This is a genomic window from Streptomyces sp. Je 1-369, from assembly GCF_026810505.1.
Classification (GTDB): domain Bacteria; phylum Actinomycetota; class Actinomycetes; order Streptomycetales; family Streptomycetaceae; genus Streptomyces.
In genome coordinates, this window is the sequence record NZ_CP101750.1 from 7443174 (window position 1) to 7458223 (window position 15050).

Annotated in this window: 13 protein-coding genes; all 13 read left to right on the plus strand. The window is 72.9% G+C overall.

The features are described 5' to 3' along the window. Positions 1 to 120: 120 nt before the first annotated feature. The 13 genes from NOO62_RS33300 to NOO62_RS33360 all read left to right on the plus strand — a co-directional run bounded on the left by NOO62_RS33300 (position 121) and on the right by NOO62_RS33360 (position 15050). Positions 121 to 369, plus strand: coding sequence for a hypothetical protein (locus NOO62_RS33300; protein ID WP_268774505.1), 249 nt, complete (start codon positions 121 to 123; stop codon positions 367 to 369). After that, complete coding sequence (locus NOO62_RS33305) at positions 369 to 2690, plus strand: heavy metal translocating P-type ATPase (RefSeq protein WP_268774506.1); 2322 nt, start codon at positions 369 to 371, stop codon at positions 2688 to 2690. The genes NOO62_RS33300 and NOO62_RS33305 overlap by 1 nt, the downstream gene beginning before the upstream one ends. Further along, on the plus strand, positions 2687 to 3217 hold the full coding sequence (locus tag NOO62_RS33310) for a copper chaperone PCu(A)C (RefSeq protein WP_268774507.1): 531 nt from the start codon (positions 2687 to 2689) through the stop codon (positions 3215 to 3217). Before NOO62_RS33305 ends, NOO62_RS33310 begins: the two co-directional genes overlap by 4 nt. A gap of 49 nt (positions 3218 to 3266) precedes the next feature. After that, positions 3267 to 3950 carry a hypothetical protein gene (locus NOO62_RS33315; RefSeq protein WP_268774508.1) on the plus strand — a complete coding sequence of 228 codons (684 nt, stop codon included), beginning with the start codon at positions 3267 to 3269 and terminating at the stop codon, positions 3948 to 3950. Between the two features lie 51 nt (positions 3951 to 4001). Continuing rightward, on the plus strand, positions 4002 to 4835 hold the full coding sequence (locus tag NOO62_RS33320) for a M55 family metallopeptidase (protein WP_268774509.1): 834 nt from the start codon (positions 4002 to 4004) through the stop codon (positions 4833 to 4835). Beyond that, positions 4828 to 6189, plus strand: coding sequence for a M20/M25/M40 family metallo-hydrolase (locus NOO62_RS33325; RefSeq protein WP_268774510.1), 1362 nt, complete (start codon positions 4828 to 4830; stop codon positions 6187 to 6189). Before NOO62_RS33320 ends, NOO62_RS33325 begins: the two co-directional genes overlap by 8 nt. A gap of 26 nt (positions 6190 to 6215) precedes the next feature. Then, positions 6216 to 8222, plus strand: coding sequence for a prolyl oligopeptidase family serine peptidase (locus NOO62_RS33330; protein ID WP_268775900.1), 2007 nt, complete (start codon positions 6216 to 6218; stop codon positions 8220 to 8222). After that, entirely contained in the window at positions 8219 to 9163 is a 945-nt protein-coding gene (locus tag NOO62_RS33335) for a S66 peptidase family protein (protein WP_268774511.1), read from the plus strand. The genes NOO62_RS33330 and NOO62_RS33335 overlap by 4 nt, the downstream gene beginning before the upstream one ends. 174 nt (positions 9164 to 9337) lie before the next feature. After that, on the plus strand, positions 9338 to 11104 hold the full coding sequence (locus NOO62_RS33340; protein WP_414930929.1) for a CocE/NonD family hydrolase: 1767 nt from the start codon (positions 9338 to 9340) through the stop codon (positions 11102 to 11104). A 131-nt stretch (positions 11105 to 11235) separates the two neighbouring features. After that, on the plus strand, positions 11236 to 11478 hold the full coding sequence (locus tag NOO62_RS33345; protein WP_268774513.1) for a hypothetical protein: 243 nt from the start codon (positions 11236 to 11238) through the stop codon (positions 11476 to 11478). Between the two features lie 46 nt (positions 11479 to 11524). Further along, positions 11525 to 12106, plus strand: a complete 582-nt coding sequence (locus tag NOO62_RS33350) for a GNAT family N-acetyltransferase (RefSeq protein WP_268774514.1) — start codon at positions 11525 to 11527, stop codon at positions 12104 to 12106. A gap of 33 nt (positions 12107 to 12139) precedes the next feature. Beyond that, positions 12140 to 13036 carry an arginase family protein gene (locus tag NOO62_RS33355; RefSeq protein WP_268774515.1) on the plus strand — a complete coding sequence of 299 codons (897 nt, stop codon included), beginning with the start codon at positions 12140 to 12142 and terminating at the stop codon, positions 13034 to 13036. A 40-nt stretch (positions 13037 to 13076) separates the two neighbouring features. Further along, positions 13077 to 15050 (plus strand): DUF5107 domain-containing protein, encoded by a 1974-nt coding sequence (locus NOO62_RS33360; RefSeq protein WP_268774516.1) that lies wholly within the window; start codon positions 13077 to 13079, stop codon positions 15048 to 15050.

A 15050-nucleotide genomic window follows, 5' to 3' on the forward strand; every position in this document is an offset into this window, starting at 1 on the left:
AAGGATCTGGCCAAGATCTGACCGAATGGCGGCCACGCGGGAACTCGCCCGGCATCGCATCCGACTCCTGGAGCGGTGCGGACCGGCCGGTCCGCGACCTCGCACGACCCGGGAGCGGTGATGGCTGAGGACAGACGGCGGAGATTCGTGCCGCCGCCCGCACTCTGCGGCTTTCTGTTGCTGTTGGTGCTGGTCTTCGCCGCGTCGTACGCCGTGGGCAGGGCGGCGGGGCCGGTCGCGCCGGGCATGCACGACTCGAAGACGGGATCGGGGTCCGACACGCGGCCCGGCGGCGACGGCAGCAGTGGTGACGGCAGCAGTGGCGACGGCACCGGCGACATGGGCGGCATGCACGGCGGAGGCCACTGATGGGCGTCGAAGCGGCGGACGCCGTCGTCACCACCGATCTGGCCGTCGGCGGCATGACCTGCGCGGCCTGCGTGAAACGGGTCGAGAAGCGCCTCGCCGGACTCGACGGGGTCACCGCGACGGTCAACCTCGCGACCGGCCGCGCCCGCGTGAGCCACCCGCCGACCGTCACCCCCGCCGACCTCGTCACCACCGTCGAGCAGGCCGGATACACGGCGGAACTGCCGGAACCCCCACGGCCGCAGGAACGTGATCCACAACCGCACCCGCGGGACCAACGAGCACAGCGAGAACAGCAACAGCAGCACCAGCAGCGGCAGCAGCTCCTGATCACCGCCCTGCTCTCCCTCCCCGTGCTCGTCCTCTCCATGGCCCCCGCCCTCCAGTTCCGCAACTGGCAGTGGCTGTGCTTCGCGCTCGCCGCGCCCGTCGCCACCTGGGGCGCGTGGCCGTTCCACCTGCGCGCGCTGCGCGGGCTGCGGCACGCGGCGGCGACCATGGACACGCTGGTCTCGCTGGGTGTCGCCGCGTCCTTCGGCTGGTCGGCGTACGCGCTCTTCCTCGGCGGTGCGGGCGACCCCGGCATGACGATGCCGTTCACCCTGCTGCCCTCCGCCGACGACGGCGTCGCGCACGTCTATCTGGAGGCGGCCGTCGGTGTCCCGCTGTTCGTCCTCGCCGGGCGGTTCCTGGAGGCGCGGGCCCGGCACGGCACCGGGCGGGCGCTGCGGTCCCTCGCGGGGCTCGCGGCCAAGGACGTCGCCGTACGGGAGGAGTCCGGCGCCGAACGCGTCGTACCCATCGGGCAGTTGGACGTGGGCCAGATCTTCGTCGTACGGCCCGGTGAGCGGGTCGCGACCGACGGAGACGTGGTCGAGGGCAGCTCCGCCGTGGACCTGTCGCTGGTCACCGGGGAGAGCGAACCCGTCGAGGTCGGGCCCGGGTCCGCAGTGACCGGCGGCGCGGTCAACGCGGGCGGGCTGCTCCTCGTCCGTGCCACGGCTGTCGGCGCCGACACCCAACTGGCCAGGATCACCCGCATGGTGACCGACGCCCAGGCGGGCAAGGCGAACGCGCAGCGGCTCGCGGACGAGGTCGCGGGCGTGTTCGTGCCGGTCGTGCTCTCGCTCGCCGCCACGGTGCTCGGCTTCTGGCTCGGCGCCGGAGCCGACCCGCAGGCCGCCGTCACCGCGTGCGTGGCCGTGCTCGTCGTCGCCTGCCCGTGCGCTCTGGGCCTGGCCACGCCCACCGCCCTGATGGCCGCGACCGGCCGGGGCGCCCAGCTCGGTGTCCTGGTCACCGGGCCGCAGGCCCTCGAAGCGCTGAAGCACGTCGACACCGTCGTCCTCGACAAGACCGGCACCCTGACCTCCGGGCACATGAGCGTCACCGCGTGCACGGCGGCGCCCGACGGCATCGGCAAGGAGGCCGCGCTGCGGCTCGCCGGAGCCGTGGAGCAGGGCTCGGAACACCCGCTGGGCCGCGCGATCACCGCGTACGCGAGGAAGGCCGCCCCACAGGAACAGCTGCCGCCGGTCCGAGAGTTCGCCGCCCAGGCGGGACGGGGCGTCCGGGGCGTGGTCGACGGCCACGTCGTCGAAGTCCGGGCCCCCGGCGACGAGTTGGAGGGGCCGCTCGCCCGCGCACTGGCGGAGGCCGAGGGCGCCGCGCACACCCCCGTCCTGATCCTGGTGGACGGCGGGCCCGAGGCGCTCGTCGCCGTCGGAGACCTGGTGCGGCCCGGCAGCTACCGTGCCGTGGACCAACTGCGGCGCCTCGGAGTACGCCCCGTCCTGGCCACCGGCGACCGCGAGGCCACCGCCCGCGCCGTCGCCGAAGACCTCGGCATCGACGAAGTGCACGCCCGCTGCACACCCGCGGGAAAGGCGGCCCTCGTGCGGGAGTTGAGGGAAGGCGGCCGCCGCGTCGCGGTCATCGGTGACGGCGTGAACGACGCCGCGGCGCTCGCGGGCGCCGACCTCGGCATCGCCATGGGCGGCGGCACCGACGTGGCGATCGGCGCCGCCGACGTGACGCTCGTCCGCGGCGACATCGAGGCCGTCGCGGACGCGGTCCGCCTCGCCCGCCGCACCCTGCGCACCATCCGCGTCAACCTCCTGTGGGCCTTCGGCTACAACGCCGTCACGGTGCCGCTCGCCGCGGTGGGCCTGCTGAACCCCATGGTCGCCGCCGCGGCGATGTCGGCGAGTTCCCTGCTGGTGGTCGGCAACAGCCTGCGCCTGCGCACCTGGCGCCCGGCCCGCGGCCCGGCGCCGCGCCCGCACCGCGACCGTCGCCAGAACCGTGGAGGCCACCGATGAGCGACACGTACTCCTGGCGGCCCTCCCGCCGCAGGATCCGCGAAGGACTCGGCGGCGCGCTCGAACCCGTCGCCGCCTGCGCCGTCGCCCTGGGGCTGCTCACCGTGTGGACCGGCTCCGGTGGCGCGGGCAGTCCCGCCCGGGTCGAGGTCGCCGACGGGACGGTCTTCCTGCCGTACGGCAACACGCGCGAGAGCGCGGCGTTCTTCCGGATAACCAACTCCGGCGGCTCCGGCGACCGGTTGACCTCCGTGGCGTCACCCGTGCTCGACGACGTGATGCTCGCCCGGTACGCGCCCACGGGCAGCGGCGCCGCCGGTATGCGCATGGTGGACTCCGCCGCCGTCCCGGCAGGCGAGGGCCTCACCATGTCGCCGTACGGCCTGGACGTCATGGTGCGTCTGCGCGAGCCGCTGCGCCTCGGCGAACGCATCCCCTTCGTCCTCACCTTCCGTGAGGGCAGGACCGTCAGGACGGAAGCGGTCGTGATCCGCCCGTCCTACGGGAGCGAGGAACGGCCCCACTAAGGGCGGGATGGTCACTCCTCCCGACCATCACACTGTCTACTCTGTGCGGATGTCCGAGCGAAACGATCAAGTCGTCCGGGTCACCGCCGCATGGCAGCGGCTGACCGACTGGCTGAAGGCACACGCCCCCACGTCGTACGCCTCCCTGCTCCCGCCCGCCGCCGAGGACGAGATCCGCGCGGCCGATGCCCGGTTGACGGACGCCCTCGGGTACGGGCTGCCCGCGGAACTCGTCGCCGTGTGGCGGCTGTGCGGCGGCGTGGAGCACCAGTACATCGAGGCGAACGAGGACGAGGGCGAGGTCGGCTCCGGGGCGTTCCTGCCGGACGGCGTGCTGCTCGGGCCCGCGGACGCGCTGCGCCCGCGCCTGCCGGGCACCGGCCGACGGGACTACTGGGACGGGGCGCGGGTCGTCCCGTGGCTCACGGGCGACGAGGCCGGGCCCGAGTACGGCCAGTACGTGTCCGAGGACGGCGTCGGCCGGTGGTCGACGATGTCGGGGCCCGACGTGTCCGCGCCGGACCATCCGTCCGCGGCCGCCTACCTCGAAGCCGTCCACCGCACGCTGGTCGAGGGACCCGGCGACCGGCTCGGCGTGGATGTCCCCGGCATCGTGTGGGGCTGCCTCGTGTGGGACGACCCACGGGACCCGCGCCTGGACGACGCCCTGCCGCACTGGACACCCCTTCACGGCGATGCCCGGCGTGGTTGCGAAACTGGTGGCGGCAACTGATGTGAGTGTGAGCTGTCCGGTCATCCGACCCCGGGGGAGTGGGAGAAGCTTGTGAAGATCCTGATCAGCGCCGACATGGAGGGCGCCACCGGCGTGACCTGGCCGGCCGACGTGCTGCCCGGCACCCCGCAGTGGGAGCGGTGCCGGGCGATGTTCACCTCGGACGTCAACGCCGCCGTGCTCGGGTTCTTCGACGGCGGCGCCGACGACGTGCTCATCAACGAGGCGCACTGGACCATGCGCAACCTGCTACTGGAGAACCTGGACGACCGGGTGGAAATGCTCACCGGACGCCACAAGTCGCTCTCCATGGTGGAGGGCGTGCAGCACGACGACGTCGACGGCATCGCGTTCATCGGCTACCACGCGGGCGCCGGCATGGAGGGCGTCCTCGCGCACACCTACCTCGCCAACCAGATCACCGGCGTGTGGGTCAACGGCGTCCGGGCCAGCGAGGGGCTGCTCAACTCCCACGTCGTCGCCGAGTACGGCGTCCCCGTCGTGCTCGTCACCGGCGACGACCTGGCCTGCGAGGACGCCCTCGGCTACGCGCCCGGCGCGCTCAAGGTCGCCGTCAAGGACCACGTCTCGCGGTACGCCGCGGTCTGCCGCACCCCGGCCCGCACCGCCGCGGACATCCGCGCCGCGGCCAAGGAAGCCGCCGCGCTGGCCGTGCGCCACGAACCGGTGCACGACGGGCCGTTCACCATCGAGGTCGAGTTCGACGCCGAGCACCTCTCCATGGCGTCGACCGTCGTGCCGGGTGTGCGCCGTACGGGGGAGCGCAAGGTCGCTTACGACAGCGAGACGATGTACGAGGGGATCCGTACCTTCAAGGCGGTTACGACGATCGCCTCTGCCGCCGTGGAGGAGCAGTATGGCTGACCAGCAAGTGCAGGACGTGGAGCAGAAGCCCGGCGAACACGTGGACGCGCGGGCGCTCGACGAGGTCGTGACGTTCACCTCCGAGCTCATCCGCATCGACACCACCAACCGAGGCGGCGGCGACTGCCGCGAGCGGCCCGCCGCCGAGTACGCGGCCGAGCGCCTCGCCGAAGCGGGCCTCGAACCCCTGCTCCTGGAGCGCACCCCGGGCCGCACCAACGTCGTCGCCCGTATCGAGGGCACGGACCCGGGCGCCGACGCCTTGCTCGTCCACGGGCACCTCGACGTCGTGCCCGCGGAGGCCGCCGACTGGAGCGTCGACCCGTTCTCCGGCGAGATCCGCGACGACGTCGTCTGGGGGCGCGGCGCCATCGACATGAAGAACATGGACGCGATGATCCTGTCCGTCGTCCGGCAGTGGGCCCGCGCGGGGGTGCGGCCCCGGCGCGACCTCGTGATCGCGTTCACCGCCGACGAGGAGGCCAGCGCCGCCGACGGTTCGGGCTTCCTCACCGACCGTCACGCCGCGCTCTTCGAGGGCTGCACGGAAGGCATCAGCGAGTCGGGGGCCTTCACCTTCCACGACGGCCGCGGCAACCAGATCTACCCCATCGCGGCGGGAGAGCGTGGTACCGGCTGGCTCAAGCTCACCGCGCGCGGCAAGGCGGGCCACGGCTCGAAGGTCAATCACGCCAACGCGGTCAGCAGGCTGGCCGGCGCCATCGCCCGCATCGGCGAGCACCGCTGGCCGGTCCGGCTCACCCCGACCGTGCACGCCTCGCTCGTCGAACTGGCCGCGCTGTACGGCCTGGAGACCGACCCCGACGCGCCGGGCTACGACGTGGACGCCTTCCTGGAGAAGCTCGGTCCGACCGCCGACCTCGTCGCGCCGACCGTCCGCAACAGCGCCAATCCGACGATGCTGCAGTCGGGTTACAAGGTCAATGTGATCCCTGGGGAGGCAGTGGCGTACGTGGACGGCCGCTTTCTGCCCGGCGGCGAGGAAGAGTTCCAACGAACGCTTGACCGACTCACGGGGCCTGACGTCGACTGGGAGTTCCACCACCGCGAGGTGGCGCTGCAGGCGCCGGTCGACTCGCCGACGTACGCGCGCATGAGGGCGGCCGTCGGGGAGTTCGCGCCGGAGGGCCACGTCGTGCCGTACTGCATGTCGGGCGGCACGGACGCCAAGCAGTTCTCGCGGCTCGGCATCACCGGCTACGGCTTCTCGCCGCTGAGGACACCGGAGGGCTTCGACTACCAGGCGCTCTTCCACGGAGTCGACGAGTGCGTCCCGGTCGACGCGCTGCACTTCGGCGTCCGAGTCCTCGACCGCTTTCTGCGTACGGCCTAGTGAAAATGGGGGAAGAGAAGGACATGATGCAGACCCTGGCGTACGGATCATGGCCGTCGCCGATCGATGCCGAGCTCGCCGCGACCCACGACGGCGCTCCGGGGTTCGTGGGCTTCGTCGGCGCCGAGACCTGGTGGACGGCGCCGCGCCCCACCGAGGGGGGCCGGCGCGCGCTGGTGCGGCGGCTGCCCGACGGCGAGGAGCGGACGGTGCTGCCCGCGCCGTGGAACGTACGCAGCCGCGTCGTCGAGTACGGCGGCCGTCCCTGGGCCGGGGCCGAGCGCCCCGAGGGCCCGCTCGTGGTCTTCGTCGACTTCGCCGACCAGCGCCTGTACGCGTACGAGCCGGACGCCCCCGGCGCCGAACCGAGACCCCTGACCCCGGTCTCCGGCATCGGCGGCGGGCTGCGCTGGGTCGACCCCGTGCTGCGCCTTGACCGGGGCGAAGTCTGGTGCGTCCTGGAGGAGTTCACCGGCGAGGCACCGACCGACGTACGCCGCGTCATCGCCGCGGTGCCGCTCGACGGAACGGCGGCAGCGGACCGCGACGCCGTGCGCGAACTGTCCGACGGCAGGCACCGGTTCGTCACCGGGCCACGCCTGTCGCCCGACGGCGCCCACGCCGCCTGGCTCGGCTGGGACCACCCGCGCATGCCGTGGGACGGCACAGAGCTGACGCTCGCCGCGGTGCGCGAGGACGGCACGTTCGGTCCGGCCCGTACGTTCGCGGGCGGCCCCGAGGAGTCGGTCGCGCAGGTCGAATGGGCCCACGACGGGCGGCTGCTGTTCTCCAGCGACCGCACGGGCTGGTGGAACCTGTACCGGGCGGACCCGCGTGACACCGGCGACACCGGCGGCGACTCCGTCTACGTACAGCCGCTCTGTCCGCGCGAGGAGGAGTTCGCGGGACCGCTGTGGCAGGTCGGCTGGAACTGGTTCGCCCCGCTGGAGAGCGGACTGATCGCCGTCGTGCACGGCACGGGCGCCACCGCCCTCGGCATACTCGACCCCGAGACGGGCGAGGTCGTCGACGCCGCGGGACCCTGGACGGAGTGGGCCTCGACGGTCGCCGCGCACGGCTCGCGCGTCACCGGCGTCGCCGCGAGCCCCCGCAGCGCGTACGAAGTCGTGGAGCTGGACACCTGCACCGGCCGCGCCCGCGTCGTCGGCGCCGCCCACGACGACCCGGTGGACCCCGCGTACTACCCGGAACCACACATCCGCACCTTCTACGGCCCCGCCGGACGCGAGATCCACGCGCACCTCTACCCGCCCCACCACCCCGGCCACGTCGCGCCCGACGACGAACTGCCGCCCTACGTGGTGTGGGCGCACGGCGGCCCCACCGGCCGCGCGCCCCTCGTGCTCGACCTGGCCATCGCCTACTTCACCTCGCGCGGCATCGGCGTCGCCGAGGTCAACTACAGCGGCTCCACCGGGTACGGCCGCGCCTACCGCAACCGGCTGCGCGAACAGTGGGGCATCGCCGACGTCGACGACTGCGCCGCCGTCGCCCTCGCCCTCGCCGACGAGGGGACCGCCGACCGCGCCCGCCTCGCAGTCCGCGGCGGCAGCGCGGGCGGCTGGACCGCCGCCGCCTCCCTGACCTGCACGGACGTCTACGCCTGCGGCACGATCAGCTACCCCGTCCTCGACCTCACCGCGTTCGCGTCGGGGGAGACCCACGACCTGGAATCAAAGTACCTGGAGTCCCTCGTGGGCCCGCTCGACACCGAGCCGGGGCGGTACGAGGAACGCTCACCGGCCCGCCACGCCGAACTCATCACCGCGCCGTTCCTGCTCCTCCAGGGCCTCGACGACGTCATCTGCCCGCCCGCCCAGTCCGAGCGGTTCCTCGCCAGGATGGAGGGGCGCGGCGTCCCGCACGCCTACATCGCCTTCGAGGGCGAGGGGCACGGATTCCGCCGCGCCGACACCATGGTCCGCGCGCTGGAGGCCGAACTCTCCCTGTACGCGCAGGTGTTCAGGATCGACGTCGCGGGACGCGTCCCCACCCTGGAGCTCGCCAAGTGATACCCCTCGTACGGCCTCCGCGCCTCACGCCCGGCGCGCGGGTGGCCGTCGTCGCACCGAGCGGACCTGTCCCCGACGACCGCCTCGACGCGGGCCTGGACATCCTGCGCGGCTGGGACCTGGAACCCGTCGTCGCACCCCATGTCCGCGACCGCCACCCCGAGTTCGGCTATCTCGCGGGGACGGACGCCGACCGCGCCCGCGACCTGGAACAGGCGTGGTGCGACCCGTCCGTGGCCGCCGTGTTCTGCGCCCGCGGCGGATACGGCGCCCAGCGCATGGTGGACCTCGTCGACTGGCAGGCGATGCGGCGCGCGACCGGCGTCGCCGGGCCCAAGGTGTTCCTCGGCTACAGCGACATCACCGCCCTGCACGAGGCCTTCGCCACCCGCCTCGGCGTCGCCACCCTGCAGGGCCCGATGACCGCCACGGTCGGCTTCCTCAAGAACGCCCGCGCCCAGGACCACCTGCGCACCACGCTCTTCGCGCCCGAGGAGGCCCGCGTCATCCGGGCCGACTCCCCGCACGCGAGGGCCCTCGTCGGCGGCCGGGCCAGGGGTGTCACGTTCGGCGGCTGTGTGTCGCTGCTCGCCGCCGACCTCGGCACGCCCACGGCCAGGACATCCGCCCGCGGGGGCCTGCTCTGTATCGAGGACATCGGCGAGGAGGCGTACCGCATGGACCGGATCCTCACCCAACTCCTGCGCGCCCGCTTGCTCGACGGGGTGGCCGGGGTCGCGCTCGGGTCGTGGGAGGAGTGCGGGGACCGCGACGAGCTGCGGGCGCTCTTCGCGGACCGGCTCGGCGGGCTCGGCGTGCCGGTGGCGGAGGAGCTCGGGTTCGGGCACTGCGACGGGGCGCTGACCGTGCCGTTCGGGGTGGCGGCCGAACTCGACGCGGACGCCGGGACGTTGACACTGGACGAGCCCGCGCTCGTCTGACCGCCCCACTCTTCCAAGGGCTCTCCGCCCCTTCACGGAATCTCCGTGGTTCTCCCCGCAGAAACCGCTGTCACAGCCGTTGACCTCGACATGACACGTGTCACACCATGTCTCCGCCGGTACTTACCGGCCAGTAGTCGCCGGTCGTCGGCCGTCCTCAGCGTGGAGGTCCCCTTGTCCCGTCGCCGTGCCCTGACCCTCGCCACCGCGGCGGCACTCGCCGCGCCGCTCGCCCTCGCCGCACCCGCCCCAGCGAGCGCGACGGGCCAGTACACCGTCACCGCCCTGAAGTTCACCGTCCAGGCGGGCGGTCGCAGCTGCACCATCGACGCGGACCTGTACCGGCCCGCCGGAGTGGACGCCGCGCACCCCGCGCCGGCCGTCGTCACCACGAACGGGTTCGGCGGCAGCAAGTCCGACGGGACCGCGGCGACCGGCAAGGCGTTCGCCGAGCGCGGCTACGTCTCGCTCGTCTACTCCGGCCTCGGCTTCGGCAAGTCGGGCTGTCTGATCTCCCTCGACGACCCGGAGACCGACGGCAGGGCGGCCTCCGGGCTCATCGACTTCCTCGGCGGCAAGCGGGCCGCCGACGACGGGACCAAGGCCGACTACGTCACCGCCGACGCCGAAGGAGACCCGCGCGTCGGCATGATCGGCGGATCGTACGGCGGCGCCGTACAGCTGGCGACGGCCGCCGTGGACCACCGCGTCGACGCCCTCGTCCCGATGATCACCTGGAACGACCTGGCGTACTCCCTCGACCCGAACAACGCGGCGGACCGCGGCGTCCCGGGCGCCGCCAAGTGGCAGTGGATGAACGGGTTCTACCTCATCGGCGAGGGCCAGCCCCTGCTCGTCCCCAGCCTGGACCCGTCCCGCATCAACCGCCTGGGCTGCCTGCACTTCGTCACCAAGGCCTGCGACACGATCCGCACGCTCAACTCCGGGCGCTACCCGGCCGACAAGACCGAGGCGCTCCAGAAGTTCGCGCGCGGCGTCTCCCCGGTCTCCTACCTCGGCAAGGTGAAGACGCCGACGCTGCTCGTCCAGGGGCAGGCCGACAGCCTCTTCAACCTCAACGAGGCCGAGGCGACGTACAAGACGCTGAAGAAGCAGGGCACCACCGCCAAGATGATCTGGCAGTCCTGGGGGCACAGCGGCGGCAGGACCGACCCGGCGTCCGGCGAGCTCAACCTCGGCGCGGGCAACCTGGAGACCTCCTACGTCGGCAAGCGCGTCCTCGCCTGGTTCGACCGCTACCTCCACCAGAAGAAGGGCGTCGACACCGGCCCCGCCTTCTCCTACTACCGCGACTGGATCGGCGACCCGAACGAAACCTACGCCACCGCGTCCGACGTCCCCGCGCGCAACCGCACGCTCTACCTGTCCGGCGACGGCAAGCTCGTCGACCACCGCGAGAAGGTGACCCGCGGCAGCCGCGAGTACCGGAACTGGCTCATCCCCACCAGCCACTCCGAGTCCTCGCTCGCCGGGATGATCGGCCTGCCCGACCCGGCACCGCACGACACCAGGGGCACCTACCTCGACTGGACGACCGAACCCCTCACCGACGCCGTGGACGTCGTGGGCGCGCCCGAGGCGACCCTCAAGGTGATCTCGCCGAGGACGGAGCGCGTGCAGCACTCCGGAGACGCCGCCGACAAACTCGTCCTCTTCGCGAAGCTGTACGACGTCGCGCCCGACGGCAAGAAGACCCTCGTCCACCGCCTCGTATCGCCGGTGCGGGTGCCGGACGTCACCGAGCCGTTCAAGGTGACGCTGCCCGGCATCGTGCACCGCTACGAGAAGGGCCACCGGTTGCAGTTCGTCGTGGCGGCGAGCGACGGGGCGTACGGCGGCAACCGGGGCGTCAAGCCCGTCACCGTGACCAGCGCGCCCGAGGACACCGGGGTCCTGAAGCTGCCGGTGGTGCGCCACTGATCCGCCGCGGGCGTCACCCGTACGGCCCACCGACCCACCCCGGAGGCACCTCCACCGCGCGCTCCGCTCCCCGGCTGCCCATGCTGGGGAGCGGGGGAGGCCGGCGTACCTCCGACGGAAGGGTCCACAGCATGAGCCCCAACACCTCCACGGGCGGCTCCCAGGGCGGCGGCTCCGGCGGGCTGATGACGCCCGGCAGGGTGGCCGTCGCCGCGGTCGTCGTCCTCACCCTCGTCTTCATCTTCGAGAACACCCGCAGCACCAAGATCCGCCTGCTCATTCCAGAAGTGACCGTCCCGCTGTGGATGGCCCTGCTCGGGACGGGTCTGATCGGTGCCCTGTGCGGGGCCTACTTCATGCGGAGGCGACGGTGAGCGCCTGAAGGCCGGCGTGCCCCGCCCCTGCGGATAGCGTGGCCGGATGTCCGAACCTCGACCCTTTCTCGCCGAAGGCCCCAGCGTGGGCATACGTCCCCTCACCCTCGCGGACGGTGCCGAGTTCACCGCCCGCGCCAACCAGAGCCGGGAGCTGCACCGGCCCTGGCTCTTCCCGCCGCGCACCGACGACACCTTCCGCGCCTACGCCGAGTCGGTGATCGAGGATCCCGCCAAAGCGGGGCTCGTCGTCTGTGAACGGGACGGTGGCGGCGTCGCCGGTTTCATCAACATCAACAACATCGTCCGCGGCGGCTTCCACTGCGGGGCCCTCGGCTACGGCGCCTTCGCGCACGCCGCGGGGCGCGGCCTCATGAGCGAGGGGCTCGGGCTCGTCCTCACGTACGCCTTCGAGGCACTCGGCCTGCACCGACTCGAGGCCAACATCCAGCCGGGCAACGCGGCTTCGATCGCGCTGGTCCGCCGCGCCGGCTTCCGTCTGGAGGGTTTCTCGCCGGACTTCCTCTTCATCGACGGGGCCTGGCGAGACCACGAACGCTGGGCCATCACCGCCGACATGCAGCCATCCGCGCACCGCTCTCCCGTTCGACGACACCGGGAGTGTTGAAAGGGCCGACGTGCGTCGCCCAGGATGGGCGGCATGCGGAATATCGTACTCGTCGACGCGCCCTCCAACCTGGGCCTGCGCCCGCCCGCCCCCGGCACCGTGCCCGGCTGCTACAAGCTGGCGGGAGCCCTGCGGGAGCGGGGCATCCTGCGGCGCCTCGGCGCCTTCGAGGGCGGCGTGGTCGTGCCGCCGCGCTACGACCGCGGCGACTGGCGGGAAGGCGACGGCGTCTTCAACGCGGCCGCCATCGCCTCCTACACCCGTAAGCTCGCCGACCGCATCGAACATTACGTGCGCGGCGAGGACTTCGTCGTCGTCCTCGGCGGCGACTGCTCCATCCAGCTGGGTGCCGCGCTCGCCCTGCGCCGCATCGGGCGCTACGGAATCGCGTCCATCGACGGCTCCGCCGACTTCCGGCACCCGGGCAACTCCGACCGCGTCGGCGCCGCGGGCGGCGAGGAGCTCGCCCTCGCCACGGGCCGCGGCCAGCAGGACCTCACCGACCTCGAAGGGCTGCGGCCCTACGTCCGCGACGACGACGTCTGCATCTTCGGCCTCAGGGACGGGGACGAGGACCGCGCGGAGTTCACGGACCTGAAGATCACCAACGTCACCGTCGGCGAGCTGCGCAAGTGGGGCGAGGAGAACATCGCCCGAGCCGTCGCCCAGACACTGGAGGAGCCCGAACTCGACGGTTTCTGGGTGCACTTGGATGCCGACGTCCTCGACCCTTCCGTGATGCCCGCCGTCGACAGCCCCGACCCCGGCGGCCTCTTCGCCGAGGAACTCCTGGCGCTGCTGCGGCCGTTCGTCCGCTCCCCGCGCTGCGTCGGCCTCAACGTCACCATCTACGACCCCGACCTCGACCCGGACGGCAAGGCGGGCGATCTGCTCACCGACGTGATCGTGGAGGCCTTTGCCCAATCCTGACCTGGGCGGCCCCTGGCCGACACCTCGCCGACCGTGTTCCATGGTGATCGTGAAGACGACCGTGCGACGCGACGTACTGACCCTGCCCGCAGCCGCGCCGGGACCCGAGAACCCGCTGCCGCCGCTGCTGCCCCTGCGGAACGTGCACACCCTCGACGAGCGCGCCAAGGAAGGGCTGCCGCGCGACATGGCGCGGCAGCTCGGGTACGCACCGCTCAGCTCCCCGCTGCCCGCCCGGGTCCGCGACGCGTACGGCCGCGAACGCACCGACACGGAGCTCGACGTGATCGTCGTCGAGAACGCCCGGTTGCGCGCCACCGTCCTGCCCGGCTACGGCGGCCGCGTCCACTCCCTCCTGCACAAGCCGACGGGGCGCGAACTGCTGTACCGCAACCCCGTGTCGCAGCCCGCCGCCTTCGCCCTCAACGGCGCCTGGACCTCCGGCGGCATCGAGTGGAACATCGGCGCCACCGGCCACACCACCCTGTCCTGCGCCCCCGTGCACGCGGCCCGAGTGCGGGCACCCGACGGCGGCGAGATGCTCCGCCTGTGGGAGTGGGAGCGGCTGCGCGACCTGCCCTTCCAGGTCGACCTGTGGCTGCCCGAGGACTCCGACTTCCTGCACGTCGGCGTCCGGATCCGCAACCCGCACGAGAAGCCCGCCCCCGTCTACTGGTGGTCGAACATCGCAGTGCCCGACGAGCGCAGGGTGCTCGCCCCCGCCGACGAGGCCTGGCACTTCGCGTACACGGGCACGCTGCGCAAGGTGCCGGTCCCGGAGTTCGAGGGCGCCGACCGTACGTACCCGCGCAACAGCGAGTACCCCGCCGACTACTTCTACGACGTGCCGGACGGCACACGCCGCTGGATGGCCGCACTCGACGACGCCGGGCACGGCGTCGTCCAGACCTCCACCGACCTGCCGCGCGGCCGCAAGCTCTTCGTCTGGGGGACCGGCACAGGCGGGCGGCGCTGGCAGGAGTGGCTCACCGCACCCGGCACGGGCGGCTACGCGGAGATCCAGTCGGGTCTCGCACGCACCCAGTTGGAGCACGTACGCCTGGACCCCGAGACCGATTTCAGCTGGCTGGAGTCGTACGGGCCGCTCTCCGCGTCCGCCGACCGCGTGCACGGCGCGTGGGCGGGCGCGCGGGACGAGGTCGCGGCGCGCCTCGCCGACGCGCTGCCCCGCGAGACGGTCGACGCGGCCTACGAGTCCTGGCTGACCTCGGCCGACGCCGAACCCGGCGAGGTGCTCGCCACCGGGTCGGGCTGGGGCGCCCTCGAAGTGCTGCGCACCGGATACAAGTTGCCGGGTACGCCCTTCGCCGAGTCGACGCTCGGCCCCGACCAGGCGCCGTGGCTGGAACTGCTGCACTCGGGCGCCGTGCCCGAGCCGCGCAAGGTGGCGCCGCCCGGACCGACGCTCGTCGCGCCGCACTGGCGGGACATGCTGGAGACGGCGCCCGCACGCCCGCTCGCCGAGTACCACCTGGGGGTCGCCCAGTGGCACGCGGGCGACCGGGCACAGGCCGTCCGCAGCTGGGAGCGCGGCCTCGAACTGGCGCCGTCCCGCTGGCCGTTGCTGCGCTGCCTCGCCGTCGCCGACCACGCCGAGGGCAACACCGAGCGGGCCGCCGACCGGTACGCGGAAGCCTTCGACGACCTCTGCCAGGAACGCCGCGACGACGGCCCCGTGTGGACCGTCACCACCGCCGCGCTCGGCCGCGAAGCCATCACCGGACTGCTCGCCGCGCACCGCACGGAAGCGGCCCGCGCGGTCTGGGACCGCCTGCACGAAGCGACCCGCGCCGAGGGCCGCTTCCGCCTCCTGGAGGCCCAACTCCTCCACGCCGAGGGAGACATGGACGGCGTCCGCGCCGTCTTCGACTCCGGCTTCGAGCCGTCGGACCTCCGCGAGGGCGCGGAGACGCTGGGCGAGCTGTGGACGGCGGCGACGGGGGAGGCGGTACCGGAGCGGTACGACTTCCGGATGCGCCCGGCGGCGGACTAG